The organism is Staphylococcus coagulans (assembly GCF_002901995.1).
Classification (GTDB): domain Bacteria; phylum Bacillota; class Bacilli; order Staphylococcales; family Staphylococcaceae; genus Staphylococcus; species Staphylococcus coagulans.
Genome location: NZ_PPQN01000060.1, coordinates 1 through 23,119, shown reverse-complemented (window position 1 = coordinate 23,119; position 23,119 = coordinate 1). Strand labels below are relative to the sequence as shown.

The 23,119-nt window shown below is 34.3% G+C and carries 20 protein-coding genes; 13 read left to right on the top strand and 7 right to left on the bottom strand.

Going from position 1 to position 23,119, the window contains the following annotated elements:
- Positions 1–187: 187 nt before the first annotated feature.
- The 12 genes from CD118_RS10680 to CD118_RS10625 all read left to right on the top strand — a co-directional run bounded on the left by CD118_RS10680 (position 188) and on the right by CD118_RS10625 (position 13,893).
- The gene (locus CD118_RS10680; RefSeq protein ID WP_060830521.1) at positions 188–1,450 is read left to right on the top strand and encodes a nucleotide sugar dehydrogenase; all 1,263 of its coding nucleotides are present in this window, start codon (positions 188–190) and stop codon (positions 1,448–1,450) included.
- A gap of 30 nt (positions 1,451–1,480) precedes the next feature.
- The gene (locus CD118_RS10675; RefSeq protein ID WP_060830125.1) at positions 1,481–2,293 is read left to right on the top strand and encodes an ABC transporter permease; all 813 of its coding nucleotides are present in this window, start codon (positions 1,481–1,483) and stop codon (positions 2,291–2,293) included.
- Between the two features lie 21 nt (positions 2,294–2,314).
- Positions 2,315–3,508: a glycosyltransferase family 4 protein gene (locus tag CD118_RS10670; protein ID WP_103356690.1), complete on the top strand. Its 1,194-nt coding sequence runs from the start codon at positions 2,315–2,317 to the stop codon at positions 3,506–3,508.
- Positions 3,509–4,081, top strand: a complete 573-nt coding sequence (locus tag CD118_RS10665; RefSeq protein ID WP_050345845.1) for a hypothetical protein — start codon at positions 3,509–3,511, stop codon at positions 4,079–4,081.
- A complete protein-coding gene (locus tag CD118_RS10660) occupies positions 4,078–6,660 on the top strand; it encodes a glycosyltransferase (RefSeq protein WP_103356689.1) in 2,583 nt (860 codons plus the stop codon). Before CD118_RS10665 ends, CD118_RS10660 begins: the two co-directional genes overlap by 4 nt.
- Positions 6,645–7,787 (top strand): glycosyltransferase family 4 protein, encoded by a 1,143-nt coding sequence (locus tag CD118_RS10655; RefSeq protein ID WP_103356688.1) that lies wholly within the window; start codon positions 6,645–6,647, stop codon positions 7,785–7,787. Before CD118_RS10660 ends, CD118_RS10655 begins: the two co-directional genes overlap by 16 nt.
- Entirely contained in the window at positions 7,774–8,133 is a 360-nt protein-coding gene (locus CD118_RS10650; RefSeq protein WP_060830121.1) for a hypothetical protein, read from the top strand. The genes CD118_RS10655 and CD118_RS10650 overlap by 14 nt, the downstream gene beginning before the upstream one ends.
- A gap of 15 nt (positions 8,134–8,148) precedes the next feature.
- Positions 8,149–8,868, top strand: a complete 720-nt coding sequence (locus tag CD118_RS10645; protein ID WP_060830120.1) for a hypothetical protein — start codon at positions 8,149–8,151, stop codon at positions 8,866–8,868.
- The gene (locus CD118_RS10640; protein WP_103356687.1) at positions 8,865–10,883 is read left to right on the top strand and encodes a hypothetical protein; all 2,019 of its coding nucleotides are present in this window, start codon (positions 8,865–8,867) and stop codon (positions 10,881–10,883) included. The genes CD118_RS10645 and CD118_RS10640 overlap by 4 nt, the downstream gene beginning before the upstream one ends.
- Positions 10,880–11,791, top strand: a complete 912-nt coding sequence (locus CD118_RS10635; protein ID WP_103356686.1) for an ABC transporter ATP-binding protein — start codon at positions 10,880–10,882, stop codon at positions 11,789–11,791. The genes CD118_RS10640 and CD118_RS10635 overlap by 4 nt, the downstream gene beginning before the upstream one ends.
- A gap of 49 nt (positions 11,792–11,840) precedes the next feature.
- On the top strand, positions 11,841–13,178 hold the full coding sequence (locus CD118_RS10630) for a glycosyltransferase (protein ID WP_103356685.1): 1,338 nt from the start codon (positions 11,841–11,843) through the stop codon (positions 13,176–13,178).
- 127 nt (positions 13,179–13,305) lie between these two features.
- Positions 13,306–13,893, top strand: a complete 588-nt coding sequence (locus CD118_RS10625) for a PepSY domain-containing protein (RefSeq protein WP_103356684.1) — start codon at positions 13,306–13,308, stop codon at positions 13,891–13,893.
- A 252-nt stretch (positions 13,894–14,145) separates the two neighbouring features.
- Here CD118_RS10625 and rihC read toward each other — a convergent pair whose 3' ends face one another.
- From rihC to CD118_RS10595, 6 genes are all read right to left on the bottom strand, one after another.
- Positions 14,146–15,051 carry a ribonucleoside hydrolase RihC gene (rihC, locus tag CD118_RS10620; RefSeq protein ID WP_103356683.1) on the bottom strand — a complete coding sequence of 302 codons (906 nt, stop codon included), beginning with the start codon at positions 15,049–15,051 and terminating at the stop codon, positions 14,146–14,148.
- Positions 15,052–15,130: 79 nt separating this feature from the next.
- Entirely contained in the window at positions 15,131–15,421 is a 291-nt protein-coding gene (gene qoxD / locus CD118_RS10615) for a cytochrome aa3 quinol oxidase subunit IV (protein ID WP_016424723.1), read from the bottom strand.
- A complete protein-coding gene (qoxC, locus tag CD118_RS10610) occupies positions 15,418–16,026 on the bottom strand; it encodes a cytochrome aa3 quinol oxidase subunit III (protein ID WP_050331390.1) in 609 nt (202 codons plus the stop codon). Before qoxC ends, qoxD begins: the two co-directional genes overlap by 4 nt.
- On the bottom strand, positions 16,019–18,004 hold the full coding sequence (gene qoxB, locus CD118_RS10605; protein ID WP_037559218.1) for a cytochrome aa3 quinol oxidase subunit I: 1,986 nt from the start codon (positions 18,002–18,004) through the stop codon (positions 16,019–16,021). The genes qoxC and qoxB overlap by 8 nt, the downstream gene beginning before the upstream one ends.
- A 2-nt stretch (positions 18,005–18,006) precedes the next feature.
- Positions 18,007–19,107: a cytochrome aa3 quinol oxidase subunit II gene (gene qoxA / locus CD118_RS10600; protein WP_050331388.1), complete on the bottom strand. Its 1,101-nt coding sequence runs from the start codon at positions 19,105–19,107 to the stop codon at positions 18,007–18,009.
- A gap of 524 nt (positions 19,108–19,631) precedes the next feature.
- On the bottom strand, positions 19,632–19,964 hold the full coding sequence (locus CD118_RS10595) for an immunoglobulin-like domain-containing protein (RefSeq protein ID WP_050345836.1): 333 nt from the start codon (positions 19,962–19,964) through the stop codon (positions 19,632–19,634).
- Between the two features lie 224 nt (positions 19,965–20,188).
- Here CD118_RS10595 and CD118_RS10590 point away from each other — a divergent pair, with 224 nt between their 5' ends.
- A complete protein-coding gene (locus tag CD118_RS10590) occupies positions 20,189–21,334 on the top strand; it encodes a globin domain-containing protein (RefSeq protein WP_103356682.1) in 1,146 nt (381 codons plus the stop codon).
- Positions 21,335–21,439: 105 nt separating this feature from the next.
- On the opposite strand, the gene CD118_RS10585 is transcribed toward CD118_RS10590, so the two are convergent.
- Positions 21,440–22,957: a glycosyltransferase gene (locus CD118_RS10585; protein WP_103356681.1), complete on the bottom strand. Its 1,518-nt coding sequence runs from the start codon at positions 22,955–22,957 to the stop codon at positions 21,440–21,442.
- Positions 22,958–23,119 lie beyond the last annotated feature (162 nt).

The following is a 23,119-nucleotide window of genomic DNA, read 5'->3' as shown; positions in this document are numbered from 1 at the left end:
GAGATGTAAAGAATGTTAAAAATAATTTTAGCCCAGTCTAAGATAATGTAAATTTAATAATAAATTTGTATTTTTAATTGAAATTAGACCGAATTTACTTAAAGATTAATATAGATTTAATAATTTAAATAAAAATCAGTTAGATGTGATGGAATGATTAAACTATAGAGAAGAAAGGTGTATGAGCGTGAAATTAACTACAATTGGTTTAGGTTATATTGGTTTACCAACATCTATTATGTTTGCAAAACATGGGGCGGAAGTGCTAGGTGTGGATATTAATCCTCAAGCGGTAGCAAGTTTAAATCAAGGACAAATCCATATCGAAGAGCCTGGATTACAAGAAGCATTTGAGGCTGTATTGGAAAAAGGGAATTTTAAAGCATCTCAAACGCCTGAAGAAGCGGATGTTTTTATCATTGCGGTTCCAACACCTAACAACGATGATACGTATGAATCATGTGATATTTCAATTGTGATGCGTGCACTTGAAAGTATTGTACCTTATTTGAAATCTGGAAACACAGTGATTGTGGAATCAACGATTGCACCGCGCACAATTGATGACCATGTCAAACCATTTCTTGAGCAACAAGGCTATACGATTGGTGAGGATTTATATTTAGTACATTGTCCTGAACGTGTCCTCCCAGGAAAAATTTTAGAAGAACTTGTACATAATAATCGGATTATAGGGGGCGTCACACCTGCATGTGTGGAAGCGGGCAAAAATGTTTATCGCACTTTTGTTCAAGGAGAAATGATTGAAACAAATGCGCGTACTGCTGAAATGAGTAAGCTAATGGAGAATACGTATCGCGATTTGAATATTGCATTAGCCAATGAGCTAGCAAAGATTAGCAATCATTTAAACATTAATGTACTTGATGTCATTGAAATGGCAAACAAACATCCAAGAGTTAATATTCATTGGCCTGGACCTGGCGTAGGTGGCCACTGTTTAGCAGTAGATCCTTATTTTATTATTGCGAAAGATCCTGAACACTCTCCATTAATTCAAACAGGTCGTAAAATTAATCGTTCGATGCCACAGTTTGTCGTGGGTCATGTGAAAAAGATTTTACAAACAGTGAATGGTCATAAGGTTACTGTTTTTGGTTTAACGTATAAAGGTGATGTTGATGATATACGTGAATCGCCTGCATTTGATATTTATGAATTATTAAAAGCAATCGAAGGATTAGATGTTGTCGCGTACGATCCTCATGTTCAATTGGACTTTGTTGAAAAAGACATCGCAAAGGCTGTAGAGGGCTCATCCCTTGTCATTGTCTTAAGTGATCATTCGGAATTTAAAATACTTAAAGACCAAGACTTTAGTTCAATGAAAGATAAGTTGATACTTGATACAAAAAATGTCATACCGAACACTTTTAATGAAGTTAAATACTTCAACTACGGTAATTTATATGAAATAGAAAGTATGTGAAGACTTTTATAAAGATAGTAGGTTATAAGTGTGAATATATTATTTATGATTTTAAAAGAACAAGTTGGAAATTGGCAAAAAATACTTCAATTAGCAGCATATAATATGAAATCTCAGTATTCTAACCACTATCTCGGTGTGTTTTGGAATATTTTACAACCTATGATGCAAGTCGGCGTGTATTATTTAATCTTTGGATTAGGTTTAAGAGGTGGAGGAAACCATTTAGTGGATGGTGTGCCTTTCATCGTCCATTTAATTTCTGGTTTATTTCCTTGGCTCTTCATTTCTCAAAGTATTAATTCAGGCGCCAATGCGATTCAATCTAATCTAGAGTTAGTGACGAAAATGAAATTTCCATCCTCTGTCTTATTATCGATTTCATTCACCAATACATTGTTTAATCTGTGCTTTATGACCATGATTTTATTTGTCATTTCTATTGTTAATGGTTATGTTCCGATTTGGAAGTACTTTATATTTCTTTATTTTATTTTCGCTGCATTTCCAGCAATTTTTGGGATTTCTTTATTAATGAGTTCACTTGTCATTGTTGTCAGAGATACAAAAAACCTTTTGCAAAATATATTGAGATTAGGTTTCTTCATGACACCTATATTTTGGAGTCTTAATTCTGCACAGCCTATTTTACAAAAAATAGCTAAATTAAATCCTTTTACTTATTTAGTAGAAGTCTATAGAAGTGCTTTTTTAACAAGTCCACATTTGCTATATGGGACAATGGCAGATCATTTTTACTATTGGACGTTTACATTGTTGATGTTAATTTTAGGGGCTTTAGTACATCAAAGATTTAAAGACCGATTATTAGATTTTTTATAGCACAATGCAGAAGGAGCAGGTATGAAATACAAAATTTTATTAATCAGTCAAAATTTTTATCCAGAACTTGGATCAGCAGCAAATAGGATGAAAAATATATTTGAGCAACTTCAGAAAAAGGGATTTAATCCGATGATTGTGACAACAGATCCATCCTATCCCAATAGAGAGATCTTTAAAAATAAGCGTTATTTCGATAATAATGCTTTAAATCAACTTGAAGGCACACAAATCCATCGCATCCAGATGAGATTTGATAAACAACATCCGAATTTAGTTTATCGCTTGCTTTACTATCTTGAGTTGACAGTTAAATTAAAATATTATCTTAAAAGATTAGAAGGTTTTGAAAACATATTTGTTAGTAGTCCTAATATATTCATGGCTTGGGCTACTCTGTTTTTCAAAAAGAATAAGACAGCAAAATATTTTCTAGAAATTAGAGATTTATGGCCTGACAGCTTTTTAGATATTGGAAAGTTTAAACTCAAATATTCAAAGCCCATTCTAAAGTTTTTGGAAAAAGAAATGTATAAACAAGCGGATGATGTGGTGATTAACAATCCTTTTTTTGAGACCTATATTAAAAATATGATTGGTAACAACAAGCATTTTATTTATATGCCAAATGCCATTACTAAAAGTGAAGTTCAACCTACCAATAAATTAGAGGCATTTTCAGTCATCTATACAGGTAATATTGGTTATGCACAAGATGTGGAACAATTAATCTCGATTGCGCGACAGCTTAACGCAAAAAAAGTCCATTTTACAGCCATTGTTTATGGTGTAAAAGCAGACCGATTTAGAAGCGCTGTCAAACAGGAGCGTATGCATTATGTTCATCTTATTTCTCCGTTAAAAAGAGAGGAATGTTTAGCAATGATTTCAACCCATCATGTTTCACTATCTATTTTAAAAAATACACCTGTATTTATGAATGTGATGCCTGGCAAAATTGTTGATAGCATATGTTCAGGTACACCGGTTGTCAGTAATTTAGGAGAAACGGTGTGTGATTTAATACAACAAAGCGGCGTAGGTTTTTCAAAAGAAAATGCCTCATCGAAAGAAATCGTTAACTATATTTTAGAACTGAAAAATAATCCACAACTATTGAAACAAACCATCGATAATACGCAAAGTTTAAGAGACGCGGATTTTATATGGGAAAACAACATCGAACAGTTAACGCAAAGGTTGAGGAGGGGTTAAATGGAAGCGAACTTTAAACAATTCATCTCTGGAACATCGTATGAAGGCGCTTATGTAAGATTAAAGTCTAAGAAAGTTCCAATCTATCAAGACGAAGCGATGACAATGCCATTTGAATTAAATGACCCAACCTCAAAATTATATCAAGTGTTATATGAATATAAACAGTCAACTAAGCTTGCTTTGAAACAGGGCGAGCTTGAGCTTTATGTGAATAAAAATGATGTACAGTTAATGTTATTTTTACACGTTGATTTACACTTAAATGAGATTCATCTTGCTTATTTTGATCAAAAATGGAAGCAAGTTTATCTTGGAAATCAAAATGAACCGTTCGATTATCAAGTCAATGATGTGGGGTACTTAATCGCAAATCATTTAAAAATCCTCATGTGCATTCAAAGAAAGCAACAACTTAATGTTGTAAAAAAATTGCTCGGAGATACGATTGAAAAACGACAATCCATTACGCAATTGATGGAACAAAATAACACATTAAAAGACAGATACTTGAAGTTACGCAATTCAAAATTGGGAAAAATTCAGATTAAATGGTGGGAGAGGCTAAAATGAATTTTAGAGCGATAAAATATTTATTATTTGGCAATCCTAAACCGTTCCAAATGACGAGAGAAAAGATTGACTTCAAAGAAGAAGAACTCACAGCACTTCAAAATATTGCGGACGTTATAGAACAAGATGAGAGTAAAGGGTTATACGAAATCTATCGATCCCATGCTTTAAAACCTTACGTTGACTATATTCGTACCTATCATCAAGTAGGGAAAGGGGATCAAAATTCATCTTTTAACTTAGTGAACATGCCAGAACAGACCTTATTAAATCAAGAGAGATTGCCTTTAAATGTAGGCATTGTCGCAGATACATTTTTATATGATGCTTTAAAAGGGGCTTGTAATTTAATTTACATTAATGAAAAACATAAGGATGAACACTATGATTTAGTCATTGTTGCATCAACTTGGAAAGGCATAGATGGTTATTGGGAAGGGAATACGAACGTTTATAGTGAAAAATATAAAGAACTGAAAAGGCTTGTTAAAAATTTTCAAGATAGAGAGATTCCTATCGTATTTTTTAATAAGGAGGATCCTATTAATTTTGAGGTCTTTCAATCCCATGCACAATGGTTTGAATATGTGATAACGACGGAACAAGAGTTTGTGTCAGTTTATAAGGAAAAATTACGCATTGCAAAGGTGAAACAGATGCAGTTTCCAATCAATCCTCGAATCCATCATCCGATAGCGTCCAGCCGAGATGTTGCGGATAAAAAAATTGTTTTTGCAGGATCTTGGCTAGATAAATATGAAGAACGTGCGGCGGATATACAAACGATTTTGGAAGGCGTCATTCAAAATGACTGGGATTTGACTATTTATGATCGAAATCTATGGACAAATAAAAAGAAGTATCAGTTTCCAGCAGCATTCTTACCCTATATTGCTGCACCGTTAAGCCATATGAATACGATGAAAATGCATCGTGCCTATCCATTTGCTATTAATGTGAATACAATTAAATATTCCCAGAGTATGTGTGCGAACCGAATTTTCGAGTTACAAGGCATGGGCGTGTTCTTGCTGTCGAATTATAACACTTTTGTGAATGCCCATTATCCACAGATACAGATGGTTTTTGAGCCAAAAGATGTGAAGAAAATTAATCGATTAGATCCCGTTTTAATCAAAAGAGCACAATCCATCGGTATTCAAAAGGTTATGCTTTCAACAGCGCATCAGTTGAAGTGGTTGGACGACGTCAGTCAATTCATCGGATTGTCTAGCCAAAGTTCAAATCTTCCTGAGATTACGGTAGTTATCGAGGAAGCGGATACGAAAGCAATGGAAATGTTTGAAGCTCAAACTTATGAATTGAAAACATGTGTATCCTTTACGGACGACATTCGTACAGATTACTATACGTTTTTCTCATCCGATTTCAACTATGATCCCGAATACTTAAGTGACTTTGCAGCCGCTTTTATGTATACCGATGTCCAATTTATAACCAAAAAAACGGAAGGATATCGATGGGTGAGTGGTTATGAGAACCGCTATTTAACAGTTTTTAATCAACAGCATGACAATAATCAACAAGGCTTTGCATTAGACATGACATTTGTAGATAGCAAGAATCAAATTGAAGCAGAACTATCTGTGAAACCTGAACTCAGTGTGATCGTGCCTGTTCATAACAATGGCACGCATTTAGAGCATAAATGTTTGCGTTCAATCATAAGTCATCCTTTATTTCCAAAATTAGAAGTTATTCTTGTTGATGATGGGTCAACGGATTGTTACACACGAAACTTAATGGAAATGTATAGTCAATGGTACAAAAATATTGAAGTGATTCATTTAAGTGAAGCTTCAGGGAGCGCTTCGACGCCAAGAAACATAGGGATTGATTATGCGAAGAGTGACCTGATTACTTTTCTAGATCCTGATAATGAATGGATTGGAGAAGGAATTGACCGTTTATTTGAGGAAATGACACAAAATGATGAGATCGATGTTGTCATTGGCAACATGTTAAAAGTAGACCAAACTGAAACGAAAAAACATGACTATTATCAACAATTTGTTCATGTCGTGCATACGGATGTGACGCGACAGACGCACCAATTTTTACATGATATTAAGCTTAAGACAGCTAGTATTCAAGCGCTCATTGTTAGGAAGTCTTTATTAAAAAAACATCAAATTAAAATGGTGCCGGGTGCTTTAGGACAAGATTCATTGTTCTTTTTAACAATGATTCATCATGCCCAAGCGATCAAAGTGGTTGATGCTACAGTGCATGTCTACTACGCAGGGATTGCCAATTCGATGACGAATCAAATTTCTGAACAATTTTTTAGAAAATATTATTTAGTTGAGCGGGAAAAGGTGAAATTTCTTAAACAGAATGGCTATTTATCAGCATATATGAATCATCGTTTTAATTACTATGTTAAGCATTGGTATATTTCAAGGATAAATAGAGCGACAGAGAAAGATCCGAATGTGTTGAAAGCATTTTTAGCCATCATTGATTTATATCAACATTTTGATCGTCCGTATGATGCGGAATTAGTAGATGAAATTGAAATGATGAAGAACGAGGTGAAAGAATGGGGTATTTACTGATAACCAATGCATATCCAAACAAAGATAAAATATATGCGAATGCTTTCATTCATCGAAGAGTCAAAGGCTACTTAGCACGAGGACTCGATGTAACGGTTGTTATTTTTACGACTAAAATCAAAAGAGATGAATACTTTGATGGTGTAAAAATCATGTATATGGATGAGGCACAATTATACAATCACCTATTATATTACCGTTACGAAAAGCTGCTATTCCATTTTATTAATTATAAAATGTTTAACGCAGTAGAACGCTTAAAAGTAAAGCCGAATGTTGTTGTCTGGTTACACGGCTTTGAAGCTGAGGCATGGTATACACGTTATTATAATTACTTATCCTCACCAGGATCTCTAAAAGCACAACTGCAGAAAAAAGAACATTATTATCCAGTTCAAAAAGCTTTTTTGAAAAAATTAATGACACGGCAAGATATGCATGTACAGTTTATTTATGTCTCTGAAAGGTTTAAGACATTGTATGTAGATCCATTTGTAGGTGTTGAGCCTGAAAACTTTGAAATCATACCGAATATGATTGATGCAGATTTATTTCCTTATCACGAAAAAACAAAAGAGGACCGCTTTCATATTGTAACGATTCGGCCCTTTACTGCTAAAAACTATGCCAATGATTTAACAGTAAAAGTCATACAACAATTAGCTAAGAAGAAATATTTTAAGAAGCTCCAGTTTTCAATTTATGGTGATGGACCCCTGTTTGAAGAAATTACAAAACCTCTTCAAAATAAGAAGAATGTTAATTTGAATCAGATGTTTATTCCGCAAAATGAGATCTCAAGTATCCATCGAGAAAATGGCATTTATTTAGGACCTAGTCGCCATGATTCTCAAGGTGTATCAATTAATGAAGCAATGAGTTCAGGATTAGTTCCCATTTCGAATGAGATTGGTGGCATCCCCAATTTTATTCAGCAAGCAGTATCAGGGTTTTTAGCACCACGAAATGATGTTGATGAAATGGTCGCTTATATTGATTTTTTAATTCAACATCCAAAAGTATTTTTAGAAATGAGTAGAAACGCATCCGAAATGATACAAAGTATAACAGGTTCAGATGTTGTACTTCAAAAAGAACTTGAGGTGATTACAAATGGGGAAAATTAATTATCAAGCCGCATATGAATATCTAGAATCACAATTAGAAGACATCATGCTCGAAACAGCATACTTACTCGATCATAATCCAGCAACTTTGAAAATCGATGATATCGTAACGCATCAGGAAAAAGAAGGCGAAATTGATGTAACAATATGTAGTTCGGGAGAAAAAATGAAATATGCACTCTACATTTATAAAAAGGGTGAATCAGTAGCGATTGATAAAATCATGTATCAAGTTCAAAACCATTTTCAACTCGAATTAGAACCTGGTAAATATAGAATCAAAGCCTTTGTACAACAAAACGATCATCAAAAAGTATCAAAATCAAAGGAAATGAGAGTCTATTAAGAAAAGAGGATAGCGATGTCTAAAAATAAGTGTATTTTTTCTTGGGATTTTAATACAAATACGCATAAACTCGAAATTCATTTTAAGAACAATGATTGGACACATAGAAATGAAACGCAATTTAACACAGCTTTAGAAAAAGTGACGGAAATTCATTGCCATTTTTATGAAGTAATAGATGCGCGCACAATCGCAAATTTTAAAGCGTTATTAGCTGATATACCGCATGTATTGAAATTTAAATGCATATTTCACGTCCTGGAGACAAATGAAACGACAATCATTAGCCTCTTATCTCAGATGCCTGAAATGTATATGCTTAACATTTACAACTTCAAGCATCATATTCTATCTATAGATTTTATAGAAAATGAGGGGACACAGGCGCTAGTCGCTACACATAACCAGCAATTAATTGGACAATTAAAGCTAGCGATCCAACAACAAATAGGCAGAAATACAGTGAATGAACATCAACTTAAAAATGCTTTAACGCAGCTAGAGCATGACTATCAAGACTTGTACTCAGAATATATAAAGCAACATAAAAGGATGCAGTATGCATTTAGAGAATTACACCGCTTTAAACGAAGTGCTTGGAAATATAAAAAAATCTATTTAAACCATGAAAGGTTGATTGACCTTCTAGAAAAGGCAAATTCTTATCAGAAAAAAGTGAACAAGAAAAATGTTAAAAAAGGTATGAAATGGTTTTGGAGGGAGGTTGTAAAATGAATGCATCGCCAGAACAATATTCACCGGAACAATTAGAAGCAATGCAAAAACCTATTGCAAGAAAGCCTCATTCCTTTGTCAAATCATTGATCAATAGTGGTGATGTTCAAAATAACAAAAGGTTAAAAAAGGGGATTTCCTATATCTTATTTTTAAACAATCACTTAGATCAGGAAACCTTCCTACAACTTCAAAATCACTATGACCAATTGATTTTAATATTTAAATCAAAAGAAGAGCTTTTAAAGTTTAACGAGATGGCAATTCCAAAGCGATCACGAATCTTTTGTCATTTATTCGAAAATGACCTTAACGCTTCATTTGAATTTGCAATAAAACAGGTTGAATACAGCCATGCTCTTATCACGCTGTTTCATGAGGAAAAGGTCAGTACATTGCCTATTGCTAATCATACATTATCACGCGATATGATTTATTTAATCGGTTCAGAATGGCTTTATCCGATACATGCGATACAAAATATCTATTTAGAATATCCGCTTGATAGCTTTATAAAGTCATACATTAATGAAAGATGTAGCGAGTATAGAGGTGTGTCACAATGCAAAATAGGAGTATCGAATTTAACACAAAACCGAAAGACGAACATCGAAACGGTAGCAGAAGCTTACCAAGCATTAAAAACGATTCAAGCTATTTATTCAGAGAATCTCCTCACTGATGTTACCTATCATTTTGAAGCGAATAATTTAATCGTTAAGCTTAAAGCTTTTATGGAAACGCAATCGTCAGAAGTCAATGCGCGACTAATGATTTATATCAGGGAACATATCCAACCTTTTAATTATCATTTGTTGAATAAAGGGCATGCCAAGACATTAGTGGTGGCATATTGTTTTCCACCATTTATTGATACGAGTGGGAATGTCATGGCGAAGCGTATTCGAGATCAGGAAGAAATTGTAGATATTATATCAAATAACATGTCACGTATTAGAGACAAAGATTTTATGTTGAATACGCTAGCTGAACATTTAGTAGACACGCATTACTTACTTGATGTTAAACAAGCCTTTTCTAGTTGGGAAAGTATTAGTGGATTTATCGAAGAAGGATTAAAAGTGCTAGAGGAAAATCCAAAATCTTACGAGCACCTCTATTCTCGAGCCATGTTTCCACAATCTCATTTTTTAGGATATGAAATTAAAGTTAACCATCCGCACATTTTTTGGCGAGCTGAATTTTCTGATCCATTGCACACGACTGTAACAAGTGACTTAAGATATGCACCCATTGAAGATGAACAGTATATAACTCGAATTAAGAAATCCTTAAGATCTGAACTTGTGCCATTAGTTGATGATAATGTCTTTAATGTTTGTGAGTTGCTTGCTTTATCTCATGCAGATGAATTAATTTTTACGAATGAAAATCAAATGGAGTACATGATTGAGCGATTTGATGACAATATTAAAGATAGTATTAGAAACCGCGCAGTCATATCGAGACATCCTATCCCTCGAAAAGACGATTATTATAAAATGATGACCACTTATGAAGTGGATACTGAATATATCAACTTAGGTTATTTTGGTAATTTTTATGCTACGAGAGGTTTTAACGAGATTGAATTGGTATGCAAATATTTAGAATCTAAAGGGGAAACAAACTTTAGAATACATTGTTTTACAAATATTAGAGGTAATGTCTTGAATATGTACAAAAACAGTGATTTTAAAGAATATATTATTTTACACCCGCTTGTAGGTTATTTTGAATTTTTAAATATTACTTTGTTATTCGATGGCTTACTTATTTTTGACGCACATACGATTGGTATTAAACAGTTGAATCCTTATATTCCTTCGAAGCTTAGCGATTATAAAGGCAGTGGTAATATGGTTTGGGCATTTACAGAAGAAGGAAGTGTAATGGATCAAGATCAATCGATTATTAAAACACGAATGGGAGACTTTGAAGATTACGTGAATTGCTTTCGCGAAATTAAAGCAAACGCACGAGATAATTCACATCTAAATCAGGTGATAACATGACTTATAAAGTAAAGGTAGAAAATGTCTCAAAAATATATGACTTAAATAATAGTAAAATCAGTAAAATGATTTCTTTATTTTCATTTGGTTATTTTTACAAACCTAAACCCTACTATGCGCTTTATGATATTTCATTTGAAGTCGAAAAAGGGACGTCAGTCGGACTCATTGGATTAAATGGCTCAGGGAAATCTACTTTATCAAACATTCTCGCAGAAGTATTAAAACCCTCGAGAGGAAAAGTAACAATTAATGGTAATGCTTCACTCATTGCGATTTCAGCAGGCTTGAAAAATGATTTTACAGGTGAAGAGAATATACGTTATAAATGCTTAATGCATGGCATGTCTACTAAAGAAATTAATCAAATATTCGATGATATCGTAAAATTTTCTGAGCTCGATGAATTTATTTATCAGCCAATTAAAAGTTATTCGAGTGGGATGAAAGCAAGATTAGGTTTTTCAATTGCAATTCATACAAATCCAGATGTTCTTATTGTGGATGAAGCGTTATCAGTTGGAGATGAAACGTTTGCGAATAAATGTATCGTCAAAATGAAAGAATTGCAACAACAAGGAAAAACGATATTTTTTGTATCTCATTCAGCAGCTCAAATTAAAAATTTATGTGATAAAGCCATCTGGATTCACTATGGAGAAATGATTGAATATGGCGAAGTCAATCATGTTGTTAAGCGATATAATACGTTAATTCGTGGTTTTAAAGCACGAGATAAAAAAGGACAACTTGCTTATAAAAAGAAAATGCTTGGATTACAACAACAGAGAAGTGATTCAATTGAAGCGTCAGAATTATCCCCTGTACATTGGCATACCTTTTTACCTTTAGGTGGTAGTTTCATTTTATTTTTAATCGCAATTATATGGCAAGTGGGTGGTTTTTAATATTTTAGACAGTATTACATTTTAAAAGATATAAGAAAGGGCGTTACAGATGAAAAAAGTAGGTATGTTCGTTTGGAATCACTTTACAAATGATGCGCGTGTGCATCGTGAATGTACCGCATTAGCAGATGTAGGTTATCAGGTTGATTTGATTGCGATTAATGATCCGAAAAATCCCAATATCCATCCTTATGAAAAGATTTCAGATCGTTTTAGCGTTCATCGCGTAAAACGTTATCCCACACTATTGCAAGCTTATTCAGATCATGGCAAACGCTTTTTAATTGTTGTCGGTGGTGTATGTACAGCTGTGGCAGTCGGCTTGTTTTATGTGAATTACATGTTATTAAGCAGCTATTTAGCGTTATTATTAATCAGTATGGGTGCAATGAAATCTCGTTGGCTACGCAAGTGGGTGATTAATAGTGCGATTATTTTAAGAATGATTGTTAAAGGTTATCGCCTCAATCCAGATGTTTATCACGCAAATGATTTGAACACATTACCCCAAGGGATTGTGTGTGCGAAGTTGCGTCTCAAACCAAAACCGCTTGTCTATGATAGTCACGAAGTTCAGTCTGATCGTACAGGGTATCGTCCTGATTTAATTAAGCGTATTGAAAGATTTCTATTACAATTTGTTGATGAAATGATGGTAGAAAATCATACAAGAGCAAAATATAATGAAGACATTTACGGATTTTATCCGAAAACACTTTATAATTATTCAGAACTTTATGATATTGAAACAAAACCTAAAATTAATTTACATCAAAAGCTTAATTTAAAGCCAGATGAAAAAATATTACTCTACCAAGGGGGGCTTCAACAAGGTCGAGGTCTTGAAAAATTAATTGAAGCGATGCCTTTAATTAAAGAGGGCGTATTGGTTTTTGTCGGAGGCGGTAAATTGACAGAGACGTTGAAAACACAAGCGCAACAATCCTCTGCACGAGATCGGATTTATTTTTTAGATAAAGTCCCATTTCAAGAACTGCCAAGTATTACACGTGAAGCTTTCGTTGGTTTTCAAGTTTTACAAAATGTTTGCTTTAATCATTATTCAGCCAGTTCAAATAAATTATTTGAATATATTATGGCGCATGTCCCCGTTATTGGGTGTGATTTTCCTGAAGTTAAACGTGTTATTGTAGAAAATGAGATTGGCATTGCAATTGATCCTCATAACGTTCAGCATATCGCAAAAGCTGTTAATCAAATGATTGACGATCCGTCTTTTTATGCGCAATGTAAGGAGAATACGAAAAAGGCCAAAGCCATTTACAATTGGCAAAATGAAAAATCGAAGTTATTAGATGTTTACAACCACTTAGAGAAAGCACCACGCTTTATAGGCGCTATAAAAAATCGATTGCAATTACGATAGACAACTACACCTCACGACGGATTTTTGATATGTGAAACAATAAATTGTAGCATTTCTGCATAAAAGTCTGTATAAAGGGAATGTGAAGTTTAAGTAAATATTATGTTAAAAATTTGGAGGTTATACAATGAGGTTCAAAGTACTATCGTTATTATTATCAACAGGGGTTGTCCTAGCAGCTTGTGGTCATGATGACCACGATGATCATCAAGAGCATGCACAGAAAACTGAACAAAAATCAGACAATCAATCTAACGCATCGTCTCAAAATATGACAACTCAAAATGTTAATAAAGTGAAAACTCAACCAGAAGATGCTATTAAAACTGCACAAAAATCATTTGATGGGGACGTTAAAAAAATAGAATATAAAAACGACCATGGCGAATGGGTTTATGAAATCGGCTTATTCAAAGGAAATAAAGAAGCAGAAATTAAAGTATCAGATAAAGATAATAAAGTCATACACAAAGAACAAGAAACAGAGCACGAGATGGATAATGAAAAAGCAATCCAATATCAAAATGCGATTTCATTTAAAGAAGCTGTTAAAAAAGCACAGAAAAAATATGATGGTGATTTAAAACAATGGCAATTGAGCCAAGATGATGGTCAATTTGTTTATGAAATCGAATTATCAAGCAAGCAAGGTGAACAAGAAATCACATTGGATGCGAAGTCTGGTGACGTGCTTAAACAAGATCATGACAATTAAAATAAATGATTGAGGTTAGGTTAGATTTACATCTAATCCTACGAGAAAATTTAAACAAAAGAACAGTAGCTAATAGGATTTATTTACACTTAGAAAACTTGTATAATCCTAGTCCTATTGTTTATCTTTAGACTAAATAAGCGCCAAGATGACTTTTTCAATCAAAGTCATCTTAGCGCTTTCTTTATATCATTGTTATTGCTTGCTATGGATTCACACTCGTCTGAATTTCGGCGTTTCGTCTAAGTTATATTAAGGGCAATAGGATAATAATGAAAAGAAACAGTCAAGAAAATCTTCATATTGAATCTGCATCACAATTTGTGCATTCGGCTGAGAATGTTGGAAATCCATAATGGTCATACCTCGTGTGTGTTCACCTTTGAGTTCAACATCGACATGAGCTGGACGTAGCGTAAATAAATCTGGATTGATTAAATACATGATGGTGTAGGCATCATATACATTCAAGCCTTGTTGGAAGTTTTCACCTCTATAATGGCGGAAAAGCTCAACAAGCATCGCGCCTGTTTGATTCGTATTTTGAATCTGTGGCAACTTTTCTAAAGGAAGATTCGTTGTACGCACAACATCTAAACCGATTACGGTGATAGGGACACCACTATCAAAGACAATTTGAGCAGCTTCTGGATCAGCAAAAATATTAAACTCAGCTGCTACAGTCACATTTCCTCGTGAAGCACTGCCGCCCATTAACACAATTTCTTTGATTTGATGTTTGATGTCTGGATGATGCTTCAGCAATAATGCGATGTTAGTTAAAGGACCAATTGGAACTAAGGTAATAGGGGAATGACTTTCAACAATGATGGATCTCATTGCTTCGACCCCATTGTCAGATTTTACCGTACGTGTGAGAGGAGGAAATTCAAAGCCATCCATACCCGTTTCTCCGTGTACATGTTCTGCATAAATTGGTGGCTGAATTAAAGGGACAGCTTGACCACGACTGACTGGGACATCTTTATTGAAGTATTCTACGAGTGTTAACGCATTTCGTGTTGTTTTATCTATAGATACATTACCATGGACCGTGTTAATCAATTTGACATCGATTTCTGGATGATGAAGTGCAAAGCTGATGGCCGCAGCATCATCGATACCAGGGTCTGTATCAATAATAATAGGGATAGGCATCTCTATTGTCGCTCCTTTAAAATAATATTGTAAAAAAGCACTAACACGCGTGCGTGTTAGTGCTTTCGTTATGCATTGCTTAGATGTGGTGACCGTGACCACCTTGCATAACCCAATATGTTCCGATAACAATAACTAAAGTAATGATAATCGCAAAGAGTACTTTTGCAAGTTGAATACGACCATTTTTACCTTCAGTTAAGTGCATGAACATTAAGAGTTGTAAGAACGCTTGGATAAATGCAAAACCAAAAATAATAGTAACTTTGGCGTTAAAAGACAGTGATGTGTAAAGAGTCACGAAAACTGCAAGTAACGTTAAAATGATTGAGGCAATAAAGCCTATCGTATGTTTAACAATTGTATTCATCCGCTATACACCATCCCTATCATATATACGGCAGTAAAGATGAAGATCCAAACAACATCTAAGAAGTGCCAGTATAAACTTACTATAAATAATTTTGGTGCGTTGTATTTATTAAGCCCGCGCATTGCAACTTGGATTAATAAGCAGATAATCCAGAAAATACCTAAAGTTACGTGGGCACCGTGCGTTCCTAATAGAATAAAGAAACTAGACCAGTAGGAAGCAGTTTGTGGTGTTGCACCTTCATGAACGTAGTGCGAGAACTCGAAAATCTCGAATCCAACAAATCCGATCCCTAGTAACACTGTAATAATCATCCAAAGTAATAATAAATTCTTATTTTCTTTACGCATGTAATAAATAGCGATACCGCAAGTATAAGAACTTGCTAAAAGTAAGAAAGTCATGATTAATACAAGTGGTAATTCAAACAAATCAGTTGTAAGCATGCCACCATAACTACCACCATGTTGGAGGGTTAATAGTGTTGCGAAAAGCGTACCAAAAAGTGCAAATTCAGCTGTAAGGAAGATCCAAAAACCGAGTTTATTTATTTCGCCTTCATGTGTACGAGCATCAATAGTATCGACAACCTTATTACTCATGATTTAGAGCCTCCCTTTCTTTTTGACGTGCCTTTCTTAAGCGCGCTTCAGTTTCAGCGACTTCACTTGCAGGAATAATATAACCGTGATCTTCTTGGAAACTTCTCCAAATCATTAATCCGAAAATACCAGCAAGTGATAAAATCGCAGGTAATAATGTTTCGAATACTAAGAAGAAACCACCGATGAAGAACAAGACACCCATCCAGAAACCAATGTGTGTATTATTTGGCATGTGAATGTCACTATAATTATGATTGTCAAGATAGTGTCTACCTTGTCGTTTCATTTCAACAAATGTATCAAGATCGTCCCACTCTGGTGTGATGGCAAAGTTGTATTTAGGTGGAATTGCTGAAGCAGTTGACCACTCTAAACCACGTCCTAAACCATCCCAGTTATCGCCAGTTGCTTCACGTGGTGCTTTAATGTGACTGTAGATGATGTTACCAACGAAAATTAAGAAGCCGATAGACATCAACGCTGCACCAATTGAAGAAATAAAGTTCAATAAGAACCAGTGATCTTCAGGCATATAAGTGTAAAGACGACGTGGCATACCATCAAGACCTAAAATGAATTGTGGTAAGAATGTAACGTTGAAACCAATCATAAAGATCCAGAAGAACCATTTATTAGGTTTCTCAAATAATTTGTATCCCATTGCTTTTGGATACCAGAAAATCATAGCTGCGAAACATGCGAATACAACACCAGCAACAATTGTGTAGTGGAAGTGGGCCACTAAGAAATATGTGTTGTGGTATTGGAAGTCAGCGGATGCCATCGCAAGCATGACACCTGTAACCCCACCAATTGTAAAGTTAGGGATAAATGCTAATGAGAATAGCATAGGTGATTCAAAAGTAATTCGGCCTTTGTACAATGTGAATAACCAGTTAAAGATTTTCACACCTGTAGGAACAGCGATTAACATTGTTGTAATTGAGAAGAATGAGTTAACTAAAGCACCATTACCCATTGTGTAGAAATGGTGAACCCAAACTAAGAAACTCAAGAATGCGATACCAGCTGTTGCCCACACCATACTTTGGTGTCCGAATAAACGTTTACGTGCAAATGTTGGAATAATTTCTGAATAAATACCAAATGCCGGAAGGACAAGGATGTATACCTCAGGGTGCCCCCATACCCAGAAGAAGTTTGCCCATAGCATTGGCATACCGCCATTGGCTACTGTAAAGAATGCAGTGTCAAAGATTCTATCAGCAGTCATTAACGCAAGTGCGATTGTTAATGCAGGGAATGCCAAGATAATAATTAACATAGTAATAAATGTTGTTACAACAAACATTGGCATTTGCATAAATGTCATACTTGGTGTTTTTAGCTTAATAATAGTAACGAAGAAGTTAATACCTGTTGCTAAAGTACCAATACCTGAAATTTGAATCGCGATTAAGTAGTAGTTTACACCTGGTCCAGGACTAAATTCACCCGCAAGTGGTGCGTAGTTTGTCCAACCTGCTGCAGGTGAACCACCAACGATAAATGAAAGGTTGAATAAAAGCATACCTGCTACAAACAACCAAAAACTAATGTTGTTAAGTAATGGGAATGCAACGTCACGTGCACCAATTTGTAATGGAATAATGATGTTCATTAAACCGATAACAAGTGGCATTGCCATGAAGATGATCATGATTACACCGTGCGTTGTAAAAATTTCGTTGTAATGGTTTGATTCTAAGAATGGGTTATCTGGTACTGTTAATTGAATACGTAATAGGATTGCATCAATACCACCACGTACAAACATTAAAACAGCACAGATTAAGTACATTAAACCAATCTTTTTGTGGTCGACTGACATGAACCATTCCTTATATAAATATCCCCAGAGCTTAAAGTAAGTAATGGCAGCAACAACACCAATAACAAGAAACGGCGCTGCAATTTGAGCCAATGTAATCATCCAGTTACCGTTTACTAAAAGCTCATTCCACGGAAAGTTCAACATTAATGTCCACCTCCACTTTTATGATCTTTATGTGCCTCAGCATTTTTGGCACCTTCATGCATTGATTCCATTTCGTCCATAGTATGCTTTTCATTTTTCATGAATGCACGACTATATGGCTCGTCGTTTTTCAGAATGGCAGCTTTCATACCATGTCGTTCGTAGTTCGCATTTGTAATTTGTGGTTTACGTGCTGGCTTATTCGGTTCACTTAGTACGCCTTTAGTATCATCATAGAAGTTTGGATCTTTTGGTACGTAGTTGAATCGTTTATAAGCATAGAAAATGTATTCTGGATCAGCAGCAGGATCCACAAATGCCATATGTGTGCCACTAAAAGTAAGCTCTTTGTTTTTAGTGATAGGTAAAAGTTGTTTATCAAACGTATCTTGATCAATTTTTTTCTCAGATTGCGCTTCTTTTACCCATTTGTCATATTCACTTTGACTCACAGCTTCTACGTTAAATGTGTGACGAGAGAAGCCTTCACCGTTAAAGTTTGAGTTACGTCCACGATATGTACCTTCTTCGTGAGCTTGGTAAGTCCACTCCATTGTCATGGCAGTCATAGCATATTTTTGACCACCTAATTGAGGAACCCAGAAACTTGTCATTGTGTCCATTGCTTGAAGTTTGAAAGTAATTGGTCGGTTAGTAGGAATTTTAATGTGGTTAACCGTTTCAATTTTTTCATCCGGATAAGCAAAGAACCATTTGTATCCACCACTCACTGCGTAAATGACGATTGGGTCATCTTCAGCTTTAGGTGGCTCCTCATATTCATATAAGGCTCTAACAGTTGGAATCATTAATGCAATTAAAATGATCACAGGGATGATGAACCATACTGTCTCAAGAATAACGTTGTGGTGCATTTTTCCTGATTCGCTTGTGTTTTTGTAACGATACTTAAACGTAAATATCGCGAATAGGATAAGTACCACAGCTACAATGGCAACCATAAAGATGATTGAATAAATAATCAAAAACCTTTGGTCGCTGGCCATTGGCCCTTTTGCGTTTAGAACTTCTACATCAGAACAGCCCGCAAGCAAAAACAATGTTCCGAAAGCTAGAAGCAAAGACTTAAATTTTGACACTTTTTTTGACCTCCTAATACTACAATTGTAGGGCTTATACTAATTTTAAAATAATATATGATATTTACAAGTGCCATTTTGAAAAAACAATAAATGAAAAAACATGAAAGCCTTGATATTCAAGGCATGATAGGGCTTCAGGACATTATTAAAATTATGTGTACATTTTGTGAAAAGTCTCTATTTCTACTTATTTAATTAAGATTTAATTAAGAAAAAGGTAATGTTTATTTTTTCACAAACTTTTCGAGCTATTTTTTATGGAATTAAAAAAGGGGGATTTGAAGAATAGATGTAGGGAAAGTGCTAATTAAAATTTGTGAAAAAAAGTTTAAAATACGAAGTAGTTGATATGAAAAAAAGAGAAAGATTTATAAATACAGTTTTTAAGTGTCTATTTTATATCTCTCTTCTTTATGGGAATAGCATAGCGCATCAATATTATTTTTAGTGCATAATAAATTTCACATCAGGAAAAAGTATTGATGATCACTTTTCGTTGTTCGGAACTATGGATACAAATATTATTTTAAGGGTGCATCTACAACTTTGATTACTCTCGAAGAAGTTTCAATGGCACCGTTTGAATCGGCAACTTGGTATTGAAGTTCGTATGTACCTTGTTTAGATGTATCGATATGACCATTTACTTTAATTTTATCAGTTAAGTCGCCGTCTTCTTTATCAAAAGCGGTCACACCTTCAAGTGGGTTGTAATTTTCGCCCACTTGAATGACCGAGTCTTTTATACCTTTAAAAGAGGGAATCGTATTTGTTGTAGCCTCTGCATTAAGATGTGGTGTGACAAGTGTCGCTGATACACCGATAGCTGATAATGATTGAAGTAGTTTATTCATAAGATTTTGGCCCTCCGTTCATTGAACTGTTATGGTATTCACATTAAGTATTATACATTCTTCAGAGAATTTTGCTATCCATCTATGGACCTAATTATCATCAATGAGAATATGTTATATTTTTCTAGAATGGCTGTATCAAAGTGTAAGATTGATTTACTTTTGACATAAGTCAAATGTTTGAGTAAGGAATCAATGCAAATATTAAACAGGAGTGAGGATTTATGTTAACACAAGAAGAAAAAGGAATTATTTTGCAAACTGTACCGATTTTAAAAGAGAGAGGAACAGAAATCACATCAAATTTCTATAATAGAATGTTTAACCAACACCCTGAATTGCGCAATATGTTTAATCAAACGAACCAAAAGAAAGGATTTCAATCGACAGCGCTTGCACAATCTGTCTTAGCAGCAGCGATGAACATTGAGGACTTCACGCCGATTTTACCTATTGTTAAAGAAATCGCTTATAAACATTGTGCATTACAAGTTTTTCCTGAGCATTATCCGATTGTAGGTGAAAATTTACTTGTTGCCATTCAAGAAATTGTTGGACTTGAAGAAGATGATCCAGTTATTCAAACTTGGGCAAAAGCTTATGGCGTGATTGCAGATGCTTTCATCGGAGTAGAAAAAGAAATCTATGAAAACATGGCTTGGGATGGCTTCAAACCTTTTAAAATTACGCATATTGAACAAGTAACACATAATATTAAAGCATTTACAGTGACTTCAGAGACACAAGATTTAAGCCAGTTCGTACCAGGACAATACATCACAGTAGATGTTGAAAGTGAAAGATTACCTTATAGAGCAAAACGTCACTATTCCATTGTAGATGGTGATAAAGACTTCATGACATTTGGGGTAAAACATGAAGTGAGTGATACACATGAGGGTGAAGTTTCGACTGTATTACATGAAGAATTTAAAGAAGGAGATACGATTTTATTATCTGCCCCGGTGGGAGGATTTAAAGTACATCATTCTGAAAAGCCTCAATTGTTTATCGGTTCAGGCGTAGGTGTAACGCCTTTAGTCTCCATGTATCGACAAGTGATTGAATCACAAGGTACAGCACAAATGATTCATGTCGCTGCGACAGAAAATGACGTTGCTTTTAAAGACACATTAGAAGCGTTAACAGCAAAATCGCCCCATGCACACCTTCATATTCATATTAAAGATAAAGAAGGTTATTTAGAAGCAGATGAACTTAAAACATATCTTTCAGATGAAATAGAAGTTTATGTATGTGGGGGAACACCATTTTTACAATCGATTATTAAAACATTAGATGATTTAGGCGTAGATCAAAATCAAGTTCACTTTGAAACATTTGTACCACGTTTAAGTGTTAATATATAAAAAATAAATAATAAAAAGCGATGAAGAAGGGCTTAGTGGCTTGCTTCTTCATCGCTTTTTTAGAAAGAGCATAAATTAATCGTGAGTTAACGCGATTGATGTATATTATTTTTTATAAGTATAGCCAAGAGAATTAAAAAGGGTTTTATAATTTTCAATGGCTGTAGATTGGTATAATCTACTTGTCAACTTCACATTTTGTAATGGTTGGTTAACAATATCTTCCATTCTAGAAGCAAATTCTTCTATATTTTGTGGTGTGACCAAATAACCGTTTGCCCCATGATCAATAATTTCTCTAGGTCCATATTTCACATCATATGAAACGACAGGACATCCTGTTTTGATACTTTCCATAATTGTAAGACCAAATCCCTCATGCAGGCTTGTCAGTAAAGAAGCTTTAGAACGTGAAAATACGTCTAATGGATTTGAAGTAAAGCCATTAATTTCGACACTTTTTTCTAAATTTAATTCTTTAATCAAAGCTTCAATCATTTTTAGCTGACCATCTTCATCTTTACCGTAAAGATGGAGTTTATCTTCGTATCCCTTATCTTTAAATAATTTGTAGGCACAAATGAGATGGGGCAATTGTTTCTGTACGCCAAATCTTCCGATAAAAACAAAGTCTTTACGTGCATGTTCAACGCTGTTAGAAACTGTGTGATCAATAGAGTGAGGGATGACTATGAATTTATCATTTGAAATGCCATATTTTGCTTGAATGTCTTCTTTTTGGTGATTTGTAAGGATTAAATATTTGAATACAGCGTTACTATTTTCTAATGCAAATTGATAAGATTTGAGTACGCTTGTATCATCATTTTGTAAATGCGTATTATGGAAAACGAGGATGTTTTTAGTCTTCTTTTTATTGAATAATAAAGGTCTGTCCAATAAACGCGCATCATTGAAAACAATGTCACCGTCTTGGAACTTACTTTCAAAATAATAACGAAATAATGCTTTTTCATTATCAAAAAAGCGATAAGGTCGACCTTCTTGATCAACAAGTTTGATGAGACTTAGCTTAGGTTTTTCATCTGAAGTATAGTATTTGACGCAATATGGGTAGCCTAAACCATCATAAAATGTTTCAACTTGCTTACCGAAAGTCTTAGGATGATAGACAATTTTTTGATGAATATAGCCGTACTGATTATACTTACGTCTTTCAATACGGCGCTTTGAGATATCATCCATAAAATCTTCTAATTCTAAGATGTTTGATTGTGCATAGTATTTTCTGTAAAGGACATAGCGTTCTTGATTATAGTATCGCACAATATCGTTATCTTTCTTAGGTACTTTAGAAGTCAGTCCTTCGATTTCTCTAGCTGTCTCATTTATAATTGGCTTTGATTTAAAACGGCTCCGTCTAACGGCATACAGACGATAACCAGATAACCAATCATAGATGTTTTCGTGCGTAATAGACGGATCAAGTATGCCATTTTCAATAAACGTTTTTTGGATTTCTGGATATTCAATATTATAGTTTGTCGTCAAAATTACATTATTGATGTTTAATTGCTGTTTGAGTAGATCTATTCTTTGTAACAATGACTTAGTACGACCACCATGTTCTTTTGGTAGAGTAGAAGTAATTGTATAAATCATATTAGGAAATGCCCCTTTAGTTAAAATAATTATATTAATGCCCTTGAAAATATTCTAACTACAATTTGCTTTGATGTATACAGTTCTAGTAAATTGTAATAAATTAATTTGATATTTGAATGATTGACACTTTTAATAGACTATATTTCTATAGTAAATAAC